The sequence below is a fragment of the Plantactinospora sp. B5E13 genome, assembly GCF_039871775.1.
GTDB lineage: Bacteria > Actinomycetota > Actinomycetes > Mycobacteriales > Micromonosporaceae > Plantactinospora.
This window is the reverse complement of record NZ_JBDPLT010000003.1, coordinates 224710-245181: the sequence shown is the minus strand read 5'-3', so window position 1 is coordinate 245181 and position 20472 is coordinate 224710. Positions and strand designations below refer to the sequence as shown.

Below are 20472 nucleotides of genomic sequence, written 5' to 3'. Positions count from 1 at the left end.
TGACGTACGACATGTCGCGCGGCACGATCGCGGTGATTGAGCGGTCGGCGGTTCGGTGTCGCTGTCACCGGCGTCGGTACGCCAGCCAACCCATCGCGACGAACCATGCGTGGACCTCCAGGATGCCGGCGCGCTGGACGAGTCCGGCAATGCCGTGTTCGGCGCCGTCGGCGGTGGGCTGGAAGACCAGGAAGAAGCCGACGAGCAGTACCAGGGTGAGTGGGCTGCCGAGCAGTAGCCGGCTGCCGAACCGGCGCCAGCCGGGGACGCGGCGCAGGTGGAGGCCGGCGAGCAGGAAACCGACGATCGGGGCGCCGAGCGCCAGGACAAAGCCCAGCGTGTGCGGCATGACCGCTTCGAGGTCGAAGACCCCGCAGACCGCCTGACCCACCCCGCTGCAGGCGAGCAGCACGAAGGCGGCGCGGTGCGGAGCCAACCGCCCGGCGGTGGTGGTGGCGCGGAAGACGCCGACGAGGCCGGCGACCAGCATCAGGCCGGTGACGACGAAGGCCGTGTTCATGTACGGCGCGGTGGCGCCCATGCCGAGACCGCTGATCGGCTGACTGATCGGCGAGTAGTCGGTGAACCGGTGGTCGAACAGGGTGTAGCCGGTGCTGACGAAACCGAGGATCAGCCAGCTGAGGGTGAACAGGACCGGGCCGAGTACGGCGCCGAGGGCGAGTCGTCGGGCTGTCGGGTCAGCGGGGCGGGGGGTGTCGGTGGAGGGCGCCGACAGTGTTGTAGTCATAGAATGACTATACATTTTATGGCCATGATTGTGTCAACGTTAGGCTCGACGGGTGTCCACGCCGCGCCGCTCGGTCCTCGCCCTTGCCCTGCTCTCGATGCTCGTCGAGGAGCCGATGCACGCGTACCGGATGCAGCAGCTGATCAAGGAACGTCGTAAGGACGACGTGGTCAACGTGAGCCAGCGCAACAGCGTCTACCAGACCATCCAGCGCCTGGTCCGGGACGGCCTCGCGGAGATCGGATCGACCGAACGCGCCGACAACCGGCCCGAGCGCACGATGTACCGGATCACCGACGCCGGCCGGGCGACGCTGACCGAGTGGTTGCGCGCCATGCTGTCGACCCCGGCGGCGGAGTACCCGGAGTTCCCCGCCGCGCTGTCGTTCCTGCCGAACCTCAGCCCGGCGGACGCGGTCGCCGCGCTGACCACCCGCGTCGCGCGGCTGGAGGAGCAGTTGACTGTTCTCGATTCGGAGATCGCCCAGGTCGCCGACTTCCTGCCCAGGCTGTTCGCGGTCGAGTCCGAGTACCGGCGCACTGTTGTGGCGGCCGAGCTGGCGTACGTCCGGGAGCTGGTCGAGGAGCTGCGGGCGGAACGGATCACCTGGCCGTTCGTCGACGGCGCCCCGGTCTGGCCCGGCTGACTGCGGATCACCGGCTGGGCGGCGCCGGATCGCCGGATCGCCGGGGAGCGGGTGCGGCGGTCGTCGTCGGCACGACGATCTGCGCACCAACTCTGCGGGCGGATCCGGGTGCGGTGTCGGGAAGTGGGCGGTGACGGATCGACGACAGCCGACGCGCCGATCGCCGGCCATGATCGGCGCCCGTGTCCTTCTCCGCGATACCCCGACGTCGGGCCGAACGCCCGGTTCCGGCCGACAGCGCCCACCTGTCCGGAGACGAGGTGAACCGGAACGGGTTGCCGCCGTACACCACAAACGCCCGGTCGCTGGTCGACGCCGCCGCCTGGGCCGGCAGCGACAACACCGCCCGGGCGATCATCGCCGCCGGCTTCCAGCAACGGCTGGTCGGCGCCGACGACGTACACCGGGTCGCACAACACCGCCCCACCCTGCGCCGACGTGCCCTGATCCTGGCCAGCGCCGACGACGCCCGGGGCGGGTCGGAGTCGTTGGCGGAACTGCGCTACTTCCGGGCCGCCCGGCGGGCGGGACTGCCCGAGCCCAGTAGGCAGCACCGGCGCCGGGACTCGTCCGGGCGAGTCCGTTACCTGGACGTGTACTACGAACAGTGGGGGGTGCACGTCGAGATCGACGGTGGCCAGCATCTTGACGTACGCCAGCAGTGGGCCGACATGCGACGACAGAACGAGGTCTGGATCGGCGGCGACCGGATCCTGCGCTTTCCCGCCTGGCTCGTCAGGGAGCGCCCGGACGAGGTGGTCGCGCAGGTACGCCGCCGGCTGGCCCGGCTGACCGGCGCGCCGGATCGCCGCGAAGCTGGTGCGGAAATCGTCGCCGGAGTGACGACAGCCGCACCAGCTTCGCTACTGGGCGGCTCTGTACCTGCTGCGGCTCGGTGCACCGGAGCACGGCCGGCGGTTCCTCACCACCGCCGAGGCCCTGGTCCGAAGCGGCCGGCCCGAATGTTCGCTGACAGCGTCTAGGTTCCGGTCACCGTGCCCGGCACGCTGGGACCATGCGAACGGTGATCAACGCGGACGGTCGGATGCTGGCGGTCGAGGAGTACGGCGACCCGGACGGCACTCCGGTCCTCTACGTCTGTGGCAGCCCGATGAGCCGGCTCGCCCGCCACCCCGACGACCGGCTCTTCAGCGGGCTCGGGATCCGGCTGATCACGTACGACCGGCCGGGTTTCGGCTGTTCCACACCACAGCCGGGACGTCGGGTGGTGGACGCGGCCGACGACATCGCGACCATCGCCGACGCGCTGGCATTGGACCGTTTTCCGCTCTTCGGGGTCTCCGGCGGCGGGCCGCACGCGCTGGCGTTCACCGCCCGACACGGCGACCGGGTGGTCCGGGCCGCCGTGCTGGCCAGCCTCGCACCCCGGGACGCCGAGGGTCTGGAGTGGACGGACGGAATGATGGACGGCAACCGGGCCAGTGCCGAGGCGGCGCTGCAGGGCGCCGAGGCGGTGGAGAAACACCTCGCCGCGACCACCGGTGCGGTGGATCCGCTCGCCCTGCTGCCCCCGACCGACCAGGCGATCCTCGCCCGCCCGGAGATCGGCGCGATGCTCCGGGCCGCGTTCGCCGAGGCGGTACGGCCGGGGCCCGCCGGCTGGGCGGGCGACATACTCGCCTTGTTCGGCCTGCCGTGGGGCTTCGACCCGGCGACGATCAGCCGACCGGTACGACTGTGGCACGGCGAACTCGACGCGGCGGTGCCGGTCAGCCACGGCCGTTGGCTGGCGGCCCGGATCCCCGGCGCCCAGCTGCGGACCCGACCCGACGTCGGGCACGCCGGCCACTTCGACGCCACCCCGGCGGTGCTGGAGTGGCTGGTTGGCGCCGAGAGCTGAGACCTACCGGCGGCACCGCCGGGGCGGGAGCGTGCGTCAGCGGCGGGTCCACTTCTGGTGCAACGCACCGTTGTTGCAGGTCCACTGCTGGATCGGAGTGCCGTTCGCGGAGCCCTCGTCCAGCGCGTCGAGGCACATCCCGCTGTGCGCGTTGACGAGCTGGCGCTGGCTGTTCAGGGTGAACTTCTGGGCCGGGGTGTTGTTGCAGGTGGTGAGCTGGATCGTCGCCCCGTTGCTGGCCGACGCGGCGAGGACGTCCATGCACCGGCCGCCGAGCCGGATGCTGCCGTCGGACTGGAAGGTCCAGCGTTGGTTCCGGGCCCGACCGTCGCCGCAGTCCCACAGCCGCAGCCAGACCGGGTCGACCGAGTCGGGGTTGGCGACGTCCAGGCACCGGTTGCTCGCCACGCCGACGAGCTGGTAGCCGGAGACCCGGGGCGAGTTGCTCGGCTTCACCGGCGGCGGGTCCGCCGGCGCGGTCGTCGGCGGGGCGCTGCTGTCACCCGGACCGCCGTCGACTCCCGCCGCCGGCCGGAAGCCGTCGACGACCTTCCGGAACGCGCCCTCGCTGGTGGACCAGGAGGACTCGGGGGTCGACCAGACGATGGTGTAGCCCTGTTGTTTCCCGGTGACGAAGGTGCGCTGACGTACGTGCACCACCTGGTCGCTGCCGTTGGTGTGCTGCCACTCCCAGTCGGCGGCGCTCAGCTGGTAGTTCACCGCGACGATCCGGATCCGTCGGTAGTCCCGGTACGTGCCGTCGGACGGCAGCGTCTTCTCCTGCGCGGTCACCTCGGCCACCGGGTCCGTACGAGGGGTGTTCGTCCGGCTGACCACGAGTACCCGGTCTCCGTCCGGTTCCCGGAACTCGACCCGGCCGTTGCGCCGGACGATCTGCCACTCCTTCGGTGCGGGCAGGCTGAATCCGCTGGCATCCCGGTAGGTGGACCAGCTCAGCTGGGCCGGTGCTCCGCCGTTCGGCCCGGCGCCGGGGGGATCGGTCGGTGCGGGTTCCGGAGCGCCGCTCGGTGACTCCGCCCAGAGACCGGCGTCGTCCTCCGGCTGCCGGGTGGCCAGTGGGATGCCGATCCCGATGCCGAGTACCAGCAGCAGGACGGTCACCGCACCGACCAGCCAGGCGGGGCGCAGCCGCCGGGAGGGCACCTCGCGCCCCGTCCCGCCGGCCGGTCCGGCTGGCGTCGGTCCCGTCGCCGCCAAGCCCGTCGCCGCCGACCCGGCAGGCGTCGGTTCGGAGGCGGGGGCCGGGCGCGACGTACCGGCACTTCCGGGGTACGGCGTACCGGCCGGTGGGGTGGGGTACCGGGTGGTGGGCAGCGGCGGGTCGACGTACCGCAGCTCGACCCGGGCGGCGCCGTCGGTGGACGTCGCCCCGGTGGGCCGGGTCGTGGTCGGCAGCGTGGTCGGCACCTCGACGGTCGCCGCGGTCAACGCCAGGGTGCCGGGGGCGGTCGCCACTGCCGGTACGGCACCGGAGGCCACCTGGCGGAGCAGCTTCTCGACGGTGTCGGCGTCCATCCGCTCGGCCGGGTCCTTGCGGAGCAGGCCCGCCAGCACGGGCGCCAGCGGGCCGGCGTGCCGCGCCACCGGCGGCGGTTCGGTGGCGAGCGCGGTGAGGCTCATCAGACTCGACGGCCGGGCGTACGGCGACTGACCCTCGACCGCAGCGAAGAGGGTGGCGCCGAGTGACCAGAGGTCTCCCTCCGGCCCCACCGTGCCGGTCATCGCCCGCTCCGGTGAGACGTACGCGGGTGAGCCGAGCACGATGCCGGTGAGGGTGAGGTTGGTGTCCTCGGTGGCGGTGGCCAGGCCGAAGTCGGTGAGCACGATCCGGCCGTCGGTGCCGAGCAGGATGTTGGCCGGTTTGACGTCGCGGTGCATGATCCCGGCCCGGTGGGCGGCTCGGAGCGCGCCGAGCACCCCGAGGCCGATCTCGGCGGCCCGGGCCGGCGGGATGGGGCCGTCGGTGGCGAGTTGCTCGTCCAGCGAGCGGGACGGGACGTACTCCATGACGATCCACGGGTCGCCTCCGCCGCCGAGCAGGACGTCGAAGACCCGGACGGCGTTGACGTGGTCGAGTCGCGCGATCGCCCGCGCCTCCCGGAGTGACCGTACCCGCAATTCCTGCCGGGCCTCCTCGGTCAGCCCGGGCGGCGGAACGATTTCCTTGATGGCGACGTCCCGCTGCAGCATCTTGTCGCGGGCTTTCCACACTCGACCCATGCCGCCCTGGCCGAGAAGCTCCGCAAAAATATACCGATCGGTAACAAGAAGTGGTAACATCTCCGGCACGACGTGCAGGTTACCTGCTCCCTGTGACGCGTTATTTCTGCTGAACGTCGCCAATCGTCATTGTGGCCAGGGTCACGACATCCGAAGGGTGTTGACGGCGCAATGTCCGATCGCTGCCGTCTGCCCGGATTTCCCTGTTCGTCGGCGTGTTCGGTCCTGCTCTCGCTGGCTCGCCCGCCGCCTCGGGCGCCAGGGTTTCCGCCGGTGGCACCGCATGCGATGTCGGTCGCCGACAATGTCGGGTATCCGTCCCACCGACGGGGTCGTCAATCGGGTACGGCCCCGGAAAGCTCGGCCGTCACCCTGTTCTCCGAGTTTCCGGCAAATCGTTTCCGGCCGGCGCTGCGATGATGAGGGAAACGGCGACCGGACCCTGCGCGGAGACACAATGGCGCCGGCCCGTTGTCGAATGTCGCCGGCGGATCGGACGGCGTCCGGTGGAAACCTCGCCCCGATCGCGGTACATTCTCGTCCATTGTCGTCCTGCGCCGACGGAGGTACGGCGTCGGCGCCCACCGGACACCGGCCCGACCACCCGTCCCACCTGGCTTTTGTTGATCTCCGTCTGGTCAGTGGAGTGTGCGTCGTCGTGGATCTCCGACAGGTACGCCGGTTGGCGGAACGGTCCGGCAACTTCGGCTTCCTGGCGGCGCAGCCACTGCTGCTCTGCTACGGCGCGGGCGCGGAGTCGCTGGTCTATCGTGATCCAGTCAGGTCAATGACCGCCGCCCGTGCCTTTGGTGAAATCCTCGCCCAGGACCTGGTACGCCGCACCAACTCCCGGCCGCGCAGCGGCAGCTTTCACCACCGGATACGGGCACTGGTCGCGAGCGGTGTGCTGGTACCGCACATCCTCGCCGCCTTCGAACAGCTGCGGGGCATCGGACAGTTGACCCACGAGCCGCCGGACGGGCCGGACGAACCGGGGGCCGCGCTCGACTGTCTGCGCGCCTGCTTCACCCTCGGCAGCTGGTGGCACCGGGCGACGACCGGGGACCGGACCCCGGTCAGCTTCGTCCCACCGAGCCCACCCCCGGCCACCGAGCCGGGTCCGGACAGGACAGCCGCCGACCGGCGCCCGGGCAGCCCGGCCGCCGGGCTGTTCGAGAGTCTGCGGCCGGCGATCGAGGCCGCCCGGCAGGAGTTCGACCGTCGTCCGCCGGAGCGGATCCCCACCGACCGGCGGGAGGAGTTGGTCAACCAACTCCGGCGGACGTCCCGCGAGCCGCTCGCCGGACCGCGGCTGCGGGACGAACTCGATCGCCACCTCGCGGCGGCCGGCTGGGTGGTGCAGTCGGAGAACCGGAGCAACCTCGCCGCCGCGCTCGGCGTCGCCGTACGCCGGACCGACGGGACCACCGGGCCGACCGACTATCTGCTGCACGTCGACGGCCGACTCGTCGGGGTCGTCGAGACGGCGCCGGAAGCCACCGGGAACGTCCTCCGGCCGGGCGGGTACCGGCCGGGACTCACCGCCGCACAACGGCCGACCGTGTGGCGGCCCGGTCAACCGCTGCCCTTCGGATACCTGGCCACCGGCACCGGGACGGCCTCCGTCAACGGACTCGACCCGTTTCCGCGTACCCGGGAGGTGTTCTCCGTCCATCGGCCCGCGACGCTCGCGCGGTGGATGCGCGCGGCGGACGACGATCCGCGGGCTCCGACCCTGCGGGCCCGGCTCCGCCAGCTGCCGCCGCTACCCGCGTACGGGCTGTGGCCAGCGCAGCACGCCGCGCTGGAGGCCCTCGAACGGTCGCTGGCCGAGGACCGGCCACGGTCGCTGATCCACCTGGCGGCCGGGACCGGCAAGACGCGTGTCGCCGTCGCCGCCAGCTACCGACTGCTCCGGTACGCCGGCGCCCACCGGGTGCTCCACCTGGTCGACCGGAACAACCTCGGCCGGCAGGCCCTCGCCCGGTACGCCGGATACCGCAGCCCGGACGACGGACCGAGCTTTTCCGAGTCCTACCCCGTCGACCGGCTCTCCGGTGCCACCATGCTCGGCTCCGCCCGGGTGGTCATCTCGACCGTCCAGCGCCTGTACGCCGCACTGGCCGGCCGGGAACTGCCCGACGCCGACCACGACGACGAGGCGTACGACAGCTACGAGTCGGACACCCCGGTCGAGGTCGGCTACCACCCGAACCTGCCCCCGGAGACGTTCGACGTGATCGTGGTCGACGACTGCGACCGCGCGGTCTACGGCCAGTGGCGAGGGGTGCTCGAGTACTTCGACGCGGTCGTCGTCGGACTGACCACCGCGCCGGTCCAGCAGAGCTTCGGCTTCTTCCAACAGAACCTGGTCGCGGAGTACACCGGGCAGGAGGCGGTCGCCGACGGGGTCGGGCTCGACTTCGACACGTACCGGATCAGGGTCCCCGACGGTGTGCCGGGCGGGTCGGTCGAGGCCGGCCCGGTGGTGCCGAGGTGGGAGCAGCACACCCGGGCCGAACGTCACCACGAGGTCGAGGACGACTTCGGGTACGTCGGCGGTCAGCCCGGCCGCGTGGTGCCGGCGGCGCCGGAGCAGTTGCGGCTCGTGCTGGAGACGTTCCGGGACCGGCTGCCCAGCGAGATCTTCCCGGGGCGGACCCAGGTGCCGAAGACGCTGATCCTGGCCCGGGACGCCGGGCACGCCGAGGAGGTCGTGACCCTGGTCCGCGACGTCTTCGCCACCACCGCCGGTACCGGCGACCGGGCCACCACCGCCGCTGGCGACCGCGCCGCCACCAGCGCCGCCAGCGGTATCGCCGCCGCCGGGGAGCCGTTCGCGGTGGCGATCACGTACGGGACACGGTGGTCGGCGGGCGACCCGGACGAGCTGCTCCGAGCCTTCCGGGACACTCCGTACCCCCGGATCGCCGTCACCGACGACCTGATCGCCACCGGGATCGACGTACCGGCGCTGGAGTGCGTCGTCCTGCTCCGGCCGGTTCGCAACGCCGGCCACCTCGCCCGGCTGACCGGGCGCGCCGCCCGGACCGTTCCACCGGCAGAATTCCGGGCGATCACCGGGGACGCGCCGGTCAAGGACCGGTTCGTGGTCGTCGACGCGGTCGGGGTCACCGACGCGGCGCTGGCCGAGGCGGTCCCGCTGCACCGGTGCACCGAACGGCAGCTGCCGCTGCCCGAGTTGATCGGCAGGGCGGCGCGGCTCAGCGTCACCCCGGACGAGGTCGCCACCCTCGCCGCCCGGCTCGCCCGACTCAACCACCGGCTCACCGGGCCGGAACGGGCCGAACTCGCCGTACTCGGCGGACAGCCGCTCACCGGGATCATGCGGGAACTCGTCGAGGCGGTCGCCCCCGAGCAGCTGGAGACCGCCCGGGCCGCCGGTCCGGACGCCGTTCGGGGCCTGATGGCGACCGCGGTGCGGCCCCTCGCCGTCCGGCCCGAGCTGCGGGACCGGCTCCTGGAACTGCACCGGGCCGCTCACCGGTGACCCGCCGGTGACGGGTGCTCAGGATTCAGAGGCCGAGGTCGCTCAGCCCGGGGTGGTCGTCCGGGCGACGCCCGAGCGGCCAGTGGTACTTCCGCTCCGACTCCTGGATCGGCAGGTCGTTGATGCTGGCCAACCGGACCCGCATCAGGCCGTCGTCGTCGAACTCCCAGTTCTCGTTCCCGTACGAGCGGAACCAGTTCCCGGAGCCGTCGTGGCACTCGTACGCGAACCGGACCGCGATGTGGTTACCCTCGACCGCCCACAGTTCCTTGATCAGCCGGTACTCCAGCTCCCGCGCCCACTTCCGGCGGAGGAATCCGACAACCTCGTCCCGCCCGTTGACGAACTCGGACCGGTTTCGCCAGCGGGTGTCCGGGGTGTAGGCCAGCGCCACCTTCTCCGGGTCCCGCGAGTTCCAGGCGTCCTCGGCCAGCCGGACCTTCTGGATCGCGGTCTCCCGGGTGAACGGAGGTACCGGAGGACGCTTCGCCATCTTCTCTCCTCGCTCGGACGGTTGTCGGTCGGCGCGGCGACCGGCCCGACCGGTACGGCCACGCCGCTCCCATCCTAGGAACTCGCCGGGCCGTGGCGGCGATGATCGACAAACGGATCCCGGCGCCGCACACGGCGGTGCCCGCAGCGAGGACTCCGGCGCCGCACACGGCGGTGCCCGCCGCCCCGGGTGGGGCGACGGGCACCGACGAGCGGGTGTTACCGGCTCAGATCCCCGCCGGTCAGCGGCTCAGATCCCGCCGAGGCGTTCCGGGCAGGCAGCCACCGGGGCGAGGACGTAATCGAGCGTGCTGACCAGGCCGGCCTGGACCTGCTGCCGCTTCACCTGCGGCACCCAGCCGTCCTTGGCGACGATCACGTCGTACCGGCCCTTCGGCAGCCACCAGGCGTACCGGCCGTTGTCGGCGGTGAGGGTGTAGCCGGTGGCCGGATCGCTGACCAGGTTCACCCGTACCGTTGCCGCCAGCGGCACCTCGGCGCCACCGCAGGTCAGGCCGATCACCGAACCCTGGATCTTGCCCCAGCTCGCCGGCGGGGAGACGTTCATCTCCACGTCCACCGAGCCGACCGGGTACGGCGTGTTCGCGACCAACGCCAGCTCGGCGTCGTAGGTGCCGGGCTGGGCCACCCCGGCCTCGGCCGTCGCGGTCAGGACCACCGAGACGACCTTCGACGCGCCCGCCGCCAGCGTGAAGCTGCTCGGCGACGTGCTGAGCCAGGAGGCGTCACCCGCCTCCACACAGGACTCCAGACCGCCGAGGCGCTCGGTCTCCGCCGACCCGACGAACGAGCTCGGCGAACCACCGACCTTGTACGCGCCGCAGACGCCGCCGCCCCGGTAGCGGGCGAACTGCGCGTTCGGCAGGTTCACCCAGGCCCCGGCCGTCGGGTCGTACGCGATGGTCCGGTTGGTCAGCGTGGACGAGTTCGCGGTCGCCCCACCGGCCAGGACCAGCATGTTGCCGGCGGCGGCGTACTGCGAACCCCACAGGTCGATCGGCATGTCCGGCAACGGCGACCAGGTGTTGGCCGCCGGGTCCAGGACGTACCCGTTGTCGAACTCGACCGTGCCGACACCGCCGGCGCAGTAGACCCTGCCGCCGATGCCGCCGCAGGACATCCAGGAGACCCCCTGTGGGTAGTCGGCCGCCTGACTGAACTGGTTGGTCGACGGGTCGAAGACCACGACGTCGGCGGTGTCCGTACCGCAGGCGCTGTCACCACAGCCACCGACCACGTAGAGCTTGCCGCCGGAGACCGCCGCCGCGGTCGCCGCCCGGGGCACCGGGTTGGTGACACCGGGCAGGGTGCTCCAGGTGTTGGTCGCCGGGTCGAAGACGTCGACCGTGGCCACCGGCGTCGACCCGGCACCCCAGCCACCGACGGCGTAGATCTTGCCGTTGATCGCGCCGAGCGCCGGCTTCGACCGGGCGGTGGGCAGGTCCGGCAGGGCACTCCAGGTGTCGGCCGACGGGTCGTACACCCAGGTCTTGCGCTCGTTGCCGGTGCCGCTGCCGCCGCCGACCGAGTAGACCCGGCCGTTCAGGGTCACCGTCGAGTTGTCGAAGACCGCCGCCGGGGCGTTCGCGACCCGGGTCCAGGCGTCGTCGACCAGCGGAGCCGCCGCGGCCGAGTTCGTCGGGGCGCCGTACGCGATGCCGGTGGCCGCCTTGCTGATCCCCTTCATCTTGTACTCGACGAGTTCCGCGCCCCTGGCCGAGAGCAGGTCGAAGCCGCCCGACCGTTCCAGCAGCTCCACCGTTGCCGGCGCGTTGCCGGTGTTGGTGACCGTCACCTTGACGGTGCGGGTGCTGCCGTACGGCTGGTGCATCTCGATCTCGCTCCGGTCCAGCGTCAGCCGGGCGGCCTTGAGCGCGAAGTCGGCCCGCTTGGTGCTGTCGGCGTCCACCGTCACGTTCTTGGTGAACGCCCGGAACGGCGGCAGGCTGGCGGTGAAGGACTGCTGTCCGCTGAGGCTGGAGAAGAGCCAGTAGAAGCCGTCCGGGATGTTCGGGTCGTCCGGCGTCGGCGCCGAGACCCCCTTGTCGGTCGGGGCGGCGTCGCTGGTCACCGTCACCCCGTTGACCGCCGCGCCGGTGTTGGAGTCGGTGGTGAAGCCGACCACCAGGCCGCCGGGCTTCGGGGTGCAGAGCCGGTTGACCACCTGGACGTTGTCCACCTGCCACCACCAGGCGAAGGTGCCCTTGAACCGGAACCGGACCCGCACCTCGGCCGCGCCGGCCGCCGCGTCGAGCGGGATCTCCTCGACCCGGGGGCCACGCCGGCTGACCGTCTGGTGCCAGACGTTGGTCCAGGTGGTGCCGCCGTCGGTGGAGACGTCGACGTCGGCGGTGTCGCTGACCCCGACCGCCCGCCAGTCGCTGTTGAACCTCAGCAGCGGCGCGCCGGTCCCGGAGAGGTCCAGAGTCGGCGTGACCAGGTCGGTGTCCTGGGTGTTTCCGCTGCCCAGCGCGTCACTGTCGATGATCGCGAAGTTGCCGCTGCCGCCGGTCAGGTTGCCCCGCGCCCGGGTGTCGGTGAAGGTCCAACCGCCGCTGGTGGTGCGGTTCACCACCGACCAGCCGTCCGGCGCGGTGGTGCCGTCGAAGCTCTGCGACAGCACCGGGTCGCTGATCCCCGGCAGGTAGCCGGCGGCGGTGCAGGCCGGCGCCACCCTGGCGGAGATGTTGACGGTCCGGCTGCCCGTACCGACCTGGACGTCGGTGGCCACCGGCTGGTAGCCGGGGTAGACGACCGTGGTGTTGAGCCGGTAGGTGGCGTTGGCCGGGACGGTGAACGAGTAGGCCCCGGTGGCCGGGTTGGTGAAGACCGGACCGCCGGGTCGACCGGCCACCTCGATCTTCGCGTACAGCGGCCAGCCGTGGCCGGAGCCGTCGACGACCCTGCCTGCGATGGTCACCGTCGGTGCGGCGGTGAGCGTGAAGTTCTGCGTGACGATGTCACCGCTGTCGACGGTCACCGTCGCGGTGGCGGTCGCGTAGCCGTACGCGCTGGCCGTCACCACGTGCTCGCCGACCGGTACGACCAGCGAGTAGCGGCCGTCGGGGCCGGTCACCACGTTGAGGGTGCCGGTGCCGACCGTGGCGCCGGCGACCGGTGTGCCGCTGCCGGCCGCGGTGACCACACCGCTGATCCGGCCGCCGTCGCCGCGCGGTGCGGCGTTGACCGCCTGGTACGCGTTGAGCCGGCCCTCGCCGAAGACGTTGTTGAAGTCGACGGTGCCACCGCAGGTGAGCGCGTTGACGTCGGTGGCGGTGTCGTCGAGGAGTTGCTCGGTGGCGTCGACGTTGCCCTTCATCGCCGGGGAGACCGACCAGACCAGGGCGACGGTGGCGGAGACGTGTGGTGCCGCCATCGACGTGCCGCTGCCGGTGCCGTAGCCGTTGCCGGGCAGGCTGGACCGGACACTGCTGCCCGGTGCGGCGATGTTCGGCTTGACCGCGCCGTCAATGCTCGACGTGCCCCGGCCGGAGAAGTCGGAGACGTTGTTGTTGATGTCGTACGACCCGACCCCGTACGCGTTCGGGTAGTCGCCGGGGTTCTCGGTGGTGTTGCAGCCCGGCCCGTCGTTGCCGGCGGAGAAGGTGGGGAAGATGCCGGCGGCCCGCCAGGAGTTGATGGTCTGCTCGTACCACTCGTCGCCGCGGCCGCCGCCCCACGAGTTGTTGACCACGTCGGCGTGCAGGTCGGGGCGGGGGTTCTGCCCGTTCAGGTCGGTCGGCGCCAGCACCCACTGGCCGGCGGCGAGCAGCGAGGCGTCGGAGCAGTTGTTGGTCTCGCAGCCCTTGGCCGCGATCCAGGTGGCGCCGGGGGCGACCCCGACCTGGTTGGCGGCGCCGTCGTCGCCGACCATGGTGCCCATGGTGTGCGTACCGTGGCCGTTGTTGTCGCACGGCGTGTTGTTGGCGCAGACCTCGGCCGGGTCGAACCAGTTGTAGTTGTGGTCGAAGGTCCCACCGTTGTTGCCCCGGTAGGAGCCGACCAGCGCCGGGTGGTCGAACTGGACGCCACTGTCGATGTTGGCGACCACGATGCCCTCGCCCCGGGTGCCGAACTCGGACCAGACCCGGGGGGCTTCGATGTTGCTGACGTTCCATTCGACGGCGTTGGTGGTGTTGTCGGTGCCGGACCGCATCTCGACCGGTTTGATCAGTTCATAGCTGCGGCTCGGCTCGATGCTCGACACGTCGTCGCGGGCGGCGATGCTGTCGACCAGGCTCCGGTCACCCTCGACCCGCACCGCGTTGGCGATCCAGTACGACGTGTACTTCGCCCCGCGCTTGTCGAGTTCGTCGCGGAGATCCCGCTGGCTGCGTTCGGCGGTGCCGGTGAGTTGGCGGTAGACCTCGGTGGCTCGGGCGGTGTCGTCGGCCAGTGTGGCCGCGTCGCTGAGTTTGGCCCTTTCCCGCAGGTAGACGGTGAAGGTGGTGCTGCCCTTGGTGGAGAGTTCGGCGAGCAGTTCGCCGCTCACCGAGGCTTCCGGGCCGGCGGCGCCGGCGAGGGCGGGTTGCCCGGTGATGCCGAGGACGACGGCGACGCCGAGGGCGACCGCGCGCCATGATCTGAGCCGCCCAGCCTTGCTGCGGCCTGGTCGATGCGGCATGCTACCTCCCACTTCCCGGCCGCCGATCCGCTCGGTGGCCAACCACTGCGCTCCGGGATGTCCGGTGCCGCGGGCACCCGTGGGTCCGACGTTCGTTCACGCACAGCGCCCCCCACATCGGCTTGGAGTAATGCTCTTGCTCCCCGGGGTAGTGATCAATGCTCGAGGTAGAGCAGTATCTAGGCAGTAACAGGGCGTATTTCGGTCAGCGAACAGATAACTGCCTCGCATCGGTTGCCGTCGCTGTTGACTCGTCCGGCCAAACCGGTTTGGCTTGAGTCGACTTGGCGGCGGGGAGGAGAACGGTGGCGAACGGAGAAGTCCCACTGGTCGTATGCGTATCGACGGATGTCGCGGTGCGGGAACGGGTGGTGCGGCGACTGGACGACTTCGGAACCGTGGTGATCTGCTCCGATCTGTCCGAGTTGCGGGCAATGCTCTTTCCGATGATGGGCAACGGGACAGAATCAGCACCGGGACCGGTGAGCCTCGGCGACCTCTCCGTCGACCCCGGCGGGCACCTGGTCACCTGGCGCGGCGAGCCACTCGCGCTCACCCGGCTGGAGCGGGAACTGCTCGCCCGGCTGGCCAGCACGCCGCTCGGGGTCTGGACGTACGAGCGGCTCTTCGGTTCGGTCTGGGGCGGCGCGTACCTCGGCGACACCGCCATCCTGCACTCGGCGGTCAAACGGCTCCGCCGCAAGCTGCGCGCCGTCGAGGGGGGACCGCAGGTGCAGACCGTACGTGGGGTCGGCTACCGGCTGACCCCGGGCGAGCCGGAGCGCCGGTAGCCCGGGTCGGCGGTGGCGGGTGGTGGCGGCCCCGTCGCTCCCGGCGCGGCGTGCCACCATGGCGGCGTGACCACAGACGTCCCGGCCCCGGTCTGGCCGACGCCGCAACCGGAGCCTCCGGTCGACCGCCGTCGGCGTCAGCGTCGGCGTCGGACGCTCTACGCCGTGGTCGCCGGCTGGGCCGTGCTGCTGCTCGGCGCCACCGCCTTCTCCGCACTACGCGACGAGCCGACCGTACGTGAGCAGCGCAGCCTCACCCAGGCCCGGCCGATCGTGGACCGGGCGGTCGGCGAACTCGTCGCGGCCGCCGGCCCGGACCCGGTGGTGGAACTCGGTCAGCAGCGGCTGGACACCGACTGCCGGCTCACCGTGCTACGCCGGGGCGAGTCGTTGACCGCGTCGGTCGCCTTCCGTACCCCGGAGGCGGACGGCCCCGGGTTGCTCGACCGGATCGCCCAGTCGCTGCCCGCCGGATACCGGCCCAGCGTCTGGCACAGCCCCGACGGCACCGACCACACCCTGCACGCCGACGCCGGGGAGTTCGTCGCGGTCAGCGGCGACCTGGTGTCGCCGGGGCTGGTCCGGCTGACCGTGCGCACCGGCTGCCGGCCGGCCGGGCCGCAGCAGCGTCACGCGGTGGCGCCGTTGCCGCCCGACCCCGCCGACAACGAGCCGGTCCGGGTGCTCGCGGCGATCGGTGCGACCGACCCCACCCCGGTCGAGCTGACCGCCGCCCGCTGCCCCGACGGCGGGTTCGTCCGGACGGCCCGGGCGACCGGGCAGGGAGCGCCCGCCGAGTCGCCCGGCGCGCTGTTGCCCCGCCCCGCCGGCACCGTCGTGGTCACCGACACCCCCGAGTCGTACGCCTACCGGGTCGGCCGGCTCGACGTGGTGGTCGAGGCGCTCGACGGTACGACCCGGGTGGCGGTCACCAGCGGCTGCTCCGGCTGAGACCGGCGGTCGGTCCGGGCGTCAGTAGACCAGCGCCTGGGCTCCGTCGGCCATGATCTCCTCGACGAAGACGGCCGCACCGGCGATCCGTACCCCGGGCAGGACGTCTCCCTCGCCGATCTCGCGGCGGGCGGCACACTGGGTGCAGACCGTGACCCGGCCGCTGCTGAGGATCACGTGCAGCAGTTCGGCCAGCGGCGCGGAGTGCGGCAGCTCGAACTCGTCGGCCCGGCCGGGCAGGGCGAACCAGCTCGACTCACCGGTCAGCCAGAGCGACACGTCGACGCCGGACGCGACCGCCGTGGCGGCCACGGTGAACGCCTGCGCACAGCGTTCCGGCGCGTCCGAACCGGCGGTGGCCTTGACGACCAGGGTACGAGCCATGCCGCCAGCATAGGATCACCCTGTCATGGTTACCGAGATTGGGTTCGTCAGCCTGCTGGTGGCGGGATTTGGTGCGCTCACCGGTTACCTGGTGTACATAGCTGTTCGCATTTCGAGAGGGCGTTGGTGAGAGCACGTTGGTGAGTGACAATCCGATCCAGCCACCGCCGCCGTGGCTGAACGCGCCGCCGGTCGACCCGTACCCGTACGAGGAGACGTACGACCTGCGTACCGGGCCGCCCCTGCACCCGGCGTTGAACGCGTTGCTGCCGTACGTCGGGTTGTGGCGGGGGCGGGGCCGGGGCGGGTTCCCCACCATCGAGGACTTCGACTACGCGCAGGAGATCCGGATCACCCACGACGGGCGGCCGTTCCTCTACTACGAGTCGCGGGCCTGGATCCTGGACGAGCAGAGCCGACCGGTCCGACCGGCGGGGCGGGAGGTCGGCTGGTGGCGGGCGGTGCTCCGGGAGGACGGCACACCGACCGGTGAGCTGGAGGTGCTGCTCACCACCCCGACCGGGGTGATGGAACTGCACCTGGGCAAGGTCACCGGAACCCAGGTGGAGATCGTCACCGACGCGGTGATCCGTACGTCCACCGCCAAGGAGGTCACCGCCGGTCACCGGCTGTTCGGCATCGTCGAGGGCGCTCTGCTCTACGCCCAGGACATGGCGGCGATGGGTCAGCCGCTCTCGCCGCACCTCTCCGCCCGGCTGATCCGGGTCGGCGGCTGAACCGTCCCCTTCCTCACACCTCGGCGAAGCCGAGCAGTGCGGTGAGGGCGGCGGTGTGCCGGGAGGCGGGCAGCGGTACGCCGTCCAGCGCGCGTACCTCGGCGAGGCCCCGGACCGACGAGGTGAACCAGACCCCGTCGGTCCGGTGCAGGTCGGTGGGGGAGATCCGGCGCCGGGCCGCCGTCCAGCCCAGGGCGGTGGCCCGGTCGAGCAGCCAGCCGGCGGTGACGCCGGGCAGGATCCCGGTGTCGGCGGGGACGGTGCAGAGGGTGTCGCCGGTCAGCCAGACCAGGTTGGCGCTCGGCCCCTCCAACGCGTACCCGTCGGTGGAGACCCAGAGCACGTCGTCCACGCCGTTCGCCGCCGCCCAGCGGCGGGCGGCCTGGTTCGGGGCGTACGAGGTGGTCTTGAGGCCGGCGAGCAGCCACGGCCGGTGGGTACGGGCGCCGGCGGTGACCCCGAGCGGCAGGGTCGCCACGCTGATCCCGGTACGCCGGCTCCGCCGGACCGACTCCGGCACCTCGGAGACCGTGACGTAGACCGTGCCGGAGGTGCCGCGCTCCGGGCCCCGGGTGCAGACCAGACGCAGCAGACCCTCGGTGTCGGTCGGCCAGTCGGCACAGGCGGTGCCGAGCAGGTGCCGGAGGGCCTCGACGGGCGGCAGCGGCAGGTCGAGGGCGACCGCCGAGCGGACCAGCCGGGCCAGGTGTTCGTCGGCCAACCAGGGCCGGCCGTGCCGGACGTGCATCGTCTCGAAGAGGCCGTCGCCGTGCAGGGCGCCCCGGTCGTCGGCGCGGAGTACCGGCTCGTCGGCCGGCACCACGCCCCGGCCCAGCACGGCGACGATCTGGCGCCCGGACACGGCGTCGAGCGTAGCCGCCGCCGGGCGGTGTGGCGGCCGACGGCCGGATCGACCATCGGCGGGTGCGGGCGAGCGGGACGATGTGCGGCGGGCCGCACTATGCTTTGACGGTGTCGGATTCGTCACTGGCGGAGATGCTGCGTTCCCGTGGTCTGCGGTTGACCGCGCAGCGTCAGCTGATCCTCGAAGCGGTGCTCGATCTCGGGCACGCCACTCCCGAGCAGGTGCACGCCGCGGTCCGTGAGGTCGCCGCCGGCGTGAACATCACCACTATCTACCGGACCCTGGAATTACTCGAACGCCTCGGACTGGTTACCCATACGCATCTGTCCCACGGGTCACCGACGTACCACGCCGCGGGTGAGAACACCCACGTGCACCTGGTCTGCCGGATCTGCGGGTCGGTGGACGAGGTCGACCCGGAACTGTTCCAGCCCGTCACGGAGAAGCTCGCGGCGGAGCGGGGGTTCCAGGTCGACATCGGGCACGTGGCGCTGTTCGGCGTCTGCGGTCGGACCGAGTGTGGAGAGCGGCGGGAATGATCGACATTACGGGCGCGGTGGCTGTCGAGGCGATCGACGAGCAGACCCGGGATCAGCCGGAACCGGAGCATGCCGCGGCCGGGGTGCGCCCGGTGGCCGCGCACTACGGCGACCCGATGCGGGAGCAGCGGCTGCTCGGCACCGACGTCGGCCTGGTCGACCGGTCGCACCGGGGGATCATCGCGGTACCCGGTGCGGAACGGACGAGCTGGCTGCACACCCTGACCAGCCAGCACCTGGCGCAGCTGCGCGCCGGGCAGGGAAGCGAACTGCTGGTCCTCTCCCCGCACGGGCACGTCGAGCAGCACGCGATGGTCGCCGAGGACGGTGGCACCGTCTGGCTGGACACCGAGCCGGGGGACACCGGCGCCCTGCTGACGTACCTGGAGAAGATGCGGTTCTTCAGCCAGGTCGACCCGCGGGACGTCACCGCCGACTGGGCGCTGCTGTCGCTGGTCGGGCCGAGGGCGGTCGAGGCGGCCGGTCTGCTCGGGGTCACCGGGCTCGCCGAACCCGACGAGCTGCCGGTGCCGGGTCCGAAGTTCGCCGCCGGCTCCGTCCCGGCCCGCCCGAGTGTCGTGTACGACGTCCGTCCGCTCCCGGCCGGCGGTTGGGCCCGCCGGGTCCGGCTCGGCGTCGACCTGCTGGTGCCCCGGCCGGAGCTGACCCGGGTGGTCGACGAGCTGACCGCCGCCGGGATCGGGCTCGCCGGGCTGTGGGCGTACGAGGCGCTGCGGGTGGCGGCGAAGCTGCCCCGGGTCGGTTTCGAGACCGACCACCGGACGATTCCCGCCGAGGTGGGGCTGGTCGGTCCGGCCGTACACCTGGAAAAGGGCTGCTACCGGGGCCAGGAGACGGTGGCCCGGGTGCACAACCTCGGTCGTCCGCCGCGCCGGCTGGTCCTGCTGCACCTGGACGGGGTGACCACCGACCAGTTGCCGACGGTCGGTACGCCGGTGACGGCTGAGGGGCGTACGGTCGGGTTCGTCGGCACCGCCGTCCGGCACCACGAGCTGGGCATGGTCGCCCTCGCGGTGCTGAAGCGTTCGGTCCCGGACGATGCGGCGCTGCTGATCGACGGTACGGCCGCCGCGATCGACCCGGACTGACCGGCGTTCCCGCCGCGGCGCCTGCCCGGCGCCTCTGCGACAGGTATCCTGCCGGACCGGCCGAGACTAGGATCGCCGGCATGACGGCTGGAACGTTGATCACGGTCGCGCCGACCGGCGCGGAGTCGGCGAAGGCGGAGGTTTCGGCGCTGCCGGTGACCCTCGACGAGCTGCTGCTGACCGCCAAGGAGTGTGAGGCGCTCGGCGCCGCCGTGATCCACGTCCACATCCGGGACGACCGGGCGCGGCCCACCCTGGACCCGGGCCGGCTACGGGAGACGGTCGCGGCGTTGCGCGACGGCACCGACCTGATCGTGCAGCTCTCCACCGGCGGCGCGGTGACCGACCCGGAGGCCGACCGGCTGGCCGTGCTCGACGCCGGCCCGGAGATGGCCTCCTGCACGATGGGTACGGTCAACTTCGGTGACGACGTGTTCCTGAACCGCTGGGAGTTCATCGTCGACCTGCACACCCGGATGCAGGAGCGGGGCATCGTGCCCGAGTACGAGATCTTCGACCTCGGCCACCTGGCCGCCCTGCGCCGCCTCCTCGACCGGTACGGTCTGCCCGCCGGTGGGCACGTGCACGTCGACTTCGTGATGGGGGTCCCCGGCGGGATGCCAGGCAGTGTGGAGGCGCTGGTCGCCTGTCTCCAGGCGCTGCGGGACCTGCCGACGGGGACGACGTTCTCGGCCACCGGCATCGGCCGCAGCACGGTGCCGGTACTGCTGGCCTCGCTCGCCGCCGGTGGCCACCTGCGGGTCGGGATGGAGGACACCATCACGTACGCCAAGGGGCGGCCGGTCGAGTCGAACATGCAACTGGTGGCTCGGGCGGTCGCTGCCGCGCAGCTCGCCCAGCGGCCGCCGCTGACTCCGACCCAGGCCCGTGACCTGCTCGGAATCGCCAGGTAGCCGATCTTCGACCGGTCGGCGAAGTAGGGGGTCGCTGC

At 71.9% G+C, this 20472-nt stretch carries 17 protein-coding genes; 11 read left to right on the top strand and 6 right to left on the bottom strand.

Annotated features, from left to right (window positions below):
- Window positions 1-64: 64 nt before the first annotated feature.
- Complete coding sequence (locus ABGB05_RS04835) at window positions 65-748, bottom strand: DUF998 domain-containing protein (RefSeq protein WP_347651905.1); 684 nt, start codon at window positions 746-748, stop codon at window positions 65-67.
- Window positions 749-800: 52 nt separating this feature from the next.
- Between ABGB05_RS04835 and ABGB05_RS04830 the strand changes: the two genes are divergently transcribed.
- The 3 genes from ABGB05_RS04830 to ABGB05_RS04820 all read left to right on the top strand — a co-directional run bounded on the left by ABGB05_RS04830 (window position 801) and on the right by ABGB05_RS04820 (window position 3255).
- Window positions 801-1394, top strand: a complete 594-nt coding sequence (locus ABGB05_RS04830; RefSeq protein WP_347651904.1) for a PadR family transcriptional regulator — start codon at window positions 801-803, stop codon at window positions 1392-1394.
- A 182-nt stretch (window positions 1395-1576) separates the two neighbouring features.
- A complete protein-coding gene (locus ABGB05_RS04825) occupies window positions 1577-2377 on the top strand; it encodes a hypothetical protein (protein WP_347651903.1) in 801 nt (266 codons plus the stop codon).
- Between the two features lie 32 nt (window positions 2378-2409).
- Entirely contained in the window at window positions 2410-3255 is an 846-nt protein-coding gene (locus ABGB05_RS04820) for an alpha/beta hydrolase (protein WP_347651902.1), read from the top strand.
- A 36-nt stretch (window positions 3256-3291) separates the two neighbouring features.
- On the opposite strand, the gene ABGB05_RS04815 is transcribed toward ABGB05_RS04820, so the two are convergent.
- Window positions 3292-5556 carry a ricin-type beta-trefoil lectin domain protein gene (locus ABGB05_RS04815; protein WP_347651978.1) on the bottom strand — a complete coding sequence of 755 codons (2265 nt, stop codon included), beginning with the start codon at window positions 5554-5556 and terminating at the stop codon, window positions 3292-3294.
- 598 nt (window positions 5557-6154) lie between these two features.
- Between ABGB05_RS04815 and ABGB05_RS04810 the strand changes: the two genes are divergently transcribed.
- Complete coding sequence (locus ABGB05_RS04810) at window positions 6155-9007, top strand: DEAD/DEAH box helicase family protein (RefSeq protein WP_347651901.1); 2853 nt, start codon at window positions 6155-6157, stop codon at window positions 9005-9007.
- A gap of 25 nt (window positions 9008-9032) precedes the next feature.
- Here the strand turns inward: ABGB05_RS04810 and ABGB05_RS04805 are convergent, their stop codons facing one another.
- Both ABGB05_RS04805 and ABGB05_RS04800 read right to left on the bottom strand, forming a co-directional pair.
- Window positions 9033-9500, bottom strand: coding sequence for a nuclear transport factor 2 family protein (locus tag ABGB05_RS04805; protein WP_347651900.1), 468 nt, complete (start codon window positions 9498-9500; stop codon window positions 9033-9035).
- Between the two features lie 249 nt (window positions 9501-9749).
- Window positions 9750-14144 carry a S8 family serine peptidase gene (locus ABGB05_RS04800; RefSeq protein WP_347651899.1) on the bottom strand — a complete coding sequence of 1465 codons (4395 nt, stop codon included), beginning with the start codon at window positions 14142-14144 and terminating at the stop codon, window positions 9750-9752.
- Between the two features lie 305 nt (window positions 14145-14449).
- On the opposite strand from ABGB05_RS04800, the gene ABGB05_RS04795 reads away from it, so the two are divergent.
- A complete protein-coding gene (locus ABGB05_RS04795) occupies window positions 14450-14935 on the top strand; it encodes a winged helix-turn-helix domain-containing protein (protein ID WP_347651898.1) in 486 nt (161 codons plus the stop codon).
- A gap of 66 nt (window positions 14936-15001) precedes the next feature.
- Entirely contained in the window at window positions 15002-15886 is an 885-nt protein-coding gene (locus ABGB05_RS04790) for a hypothetical protein (RefSeq protein ID WP_347651897.1), read from the top strand.
- A 21-nt stretch (window positions 15887-15907) separates the two neighbouring features.
- Here ABGB05_RS04790 and ABGB05_RS04785 read toward each other — a convergent pair whose 3' ends face one another.
- Window positions 15908-16270, bottom strand: a complete 363-nt coding sequence (locus ABGB05_RS04785; protein ID WP_347651896.1) for a DsrE family protein — start codon at window positions 16268-16270, stop codon at window positions 15908-15910.
- 25 nt (window positions 16271-16295) lie between these two features.
- Between ABGB05_RS04785 and mtfM the strand changes: the two genes are divergently transcribed.
- On the top strand, window positions 16296-16400 hold the full coding sequence (mtfM, locus tag ABGB05_RS04780) for a small membrane protein MtfM (protein WP_347651895.1): 105 nt from the start codon (window positions 16296-16298) through the stop codon (window positions 16398-16400).
- Between the two features lie 7 nt (window positions 16401-16407).
- Complete coding sequence (locus ABGB05_RS04775) at window positions 16408-17007, top strand: FABP family protein (protein ID WP_347651894.1); 600 nt, start codon at window positions 16408-16410, stop codon at window positions 17005-17007.
- 13 nt (window positions 17008-17020) lie between these two features.
- On the opposite strand, the gene ABGB05_RS04770 is transcribed toward ABGB05_RS04775, so the two are convergent.
- Window positions 17021-17869, bottom strand: coding sequence for an aminotransferase class IV (locus tag ABGB05_RS04770; RefSeq protein ID WP_347651893.1), 849 nt, complete (start codon window positions 17867-17869; stop codon window positions 17021-17023).
- Window positions 17870-18003: 134 nt separating this feature from the next.
- On the opposite strand from ABGB05_RS04770, the gene ABGB05_RS04765 reads away from it, so the two are divergent.
- From ABGB05_RS04765 to ABGB05_RS04755, 3 genes are all read left to right on the top strand, one after another.
- A complete protein-coding gene (locus ABGB05_RS04765) occupies window positions 18004-18411 on the top strand; it encodes a transcriptional repressor (protein WP_347651977.1) in 408 nt (135 codons plus the stop codon).
- Complete coding sequence (locus ABGB05_RS04760) at window positions 18408-19520, top strand: folate-binding protein (protein WP_347651892.1); 1113 nt, start codon at window positions 18408-18410, stop codon at window positions 19518-19520. Before ABGB05_RS04765 ends, ABGB05_RS04760 begins: the two co-directional genes overlap by 4 nt.
- Before the next feature lie 80 nt (window positions 19521-19600).
- Window positions 19601-20434, top strand: a complete 834-nt coding sequence (locus ABGB05_RS04755; protein WP_347651891.1) for a 3-keto-5-aminohexanoate cleavage protein — start codon at window positions 19601-19603, stop codon at window positions 20432-20434.
- The last annotated feature ends 38 nt before the right edge of the window (window positions 20435-20472 follow it).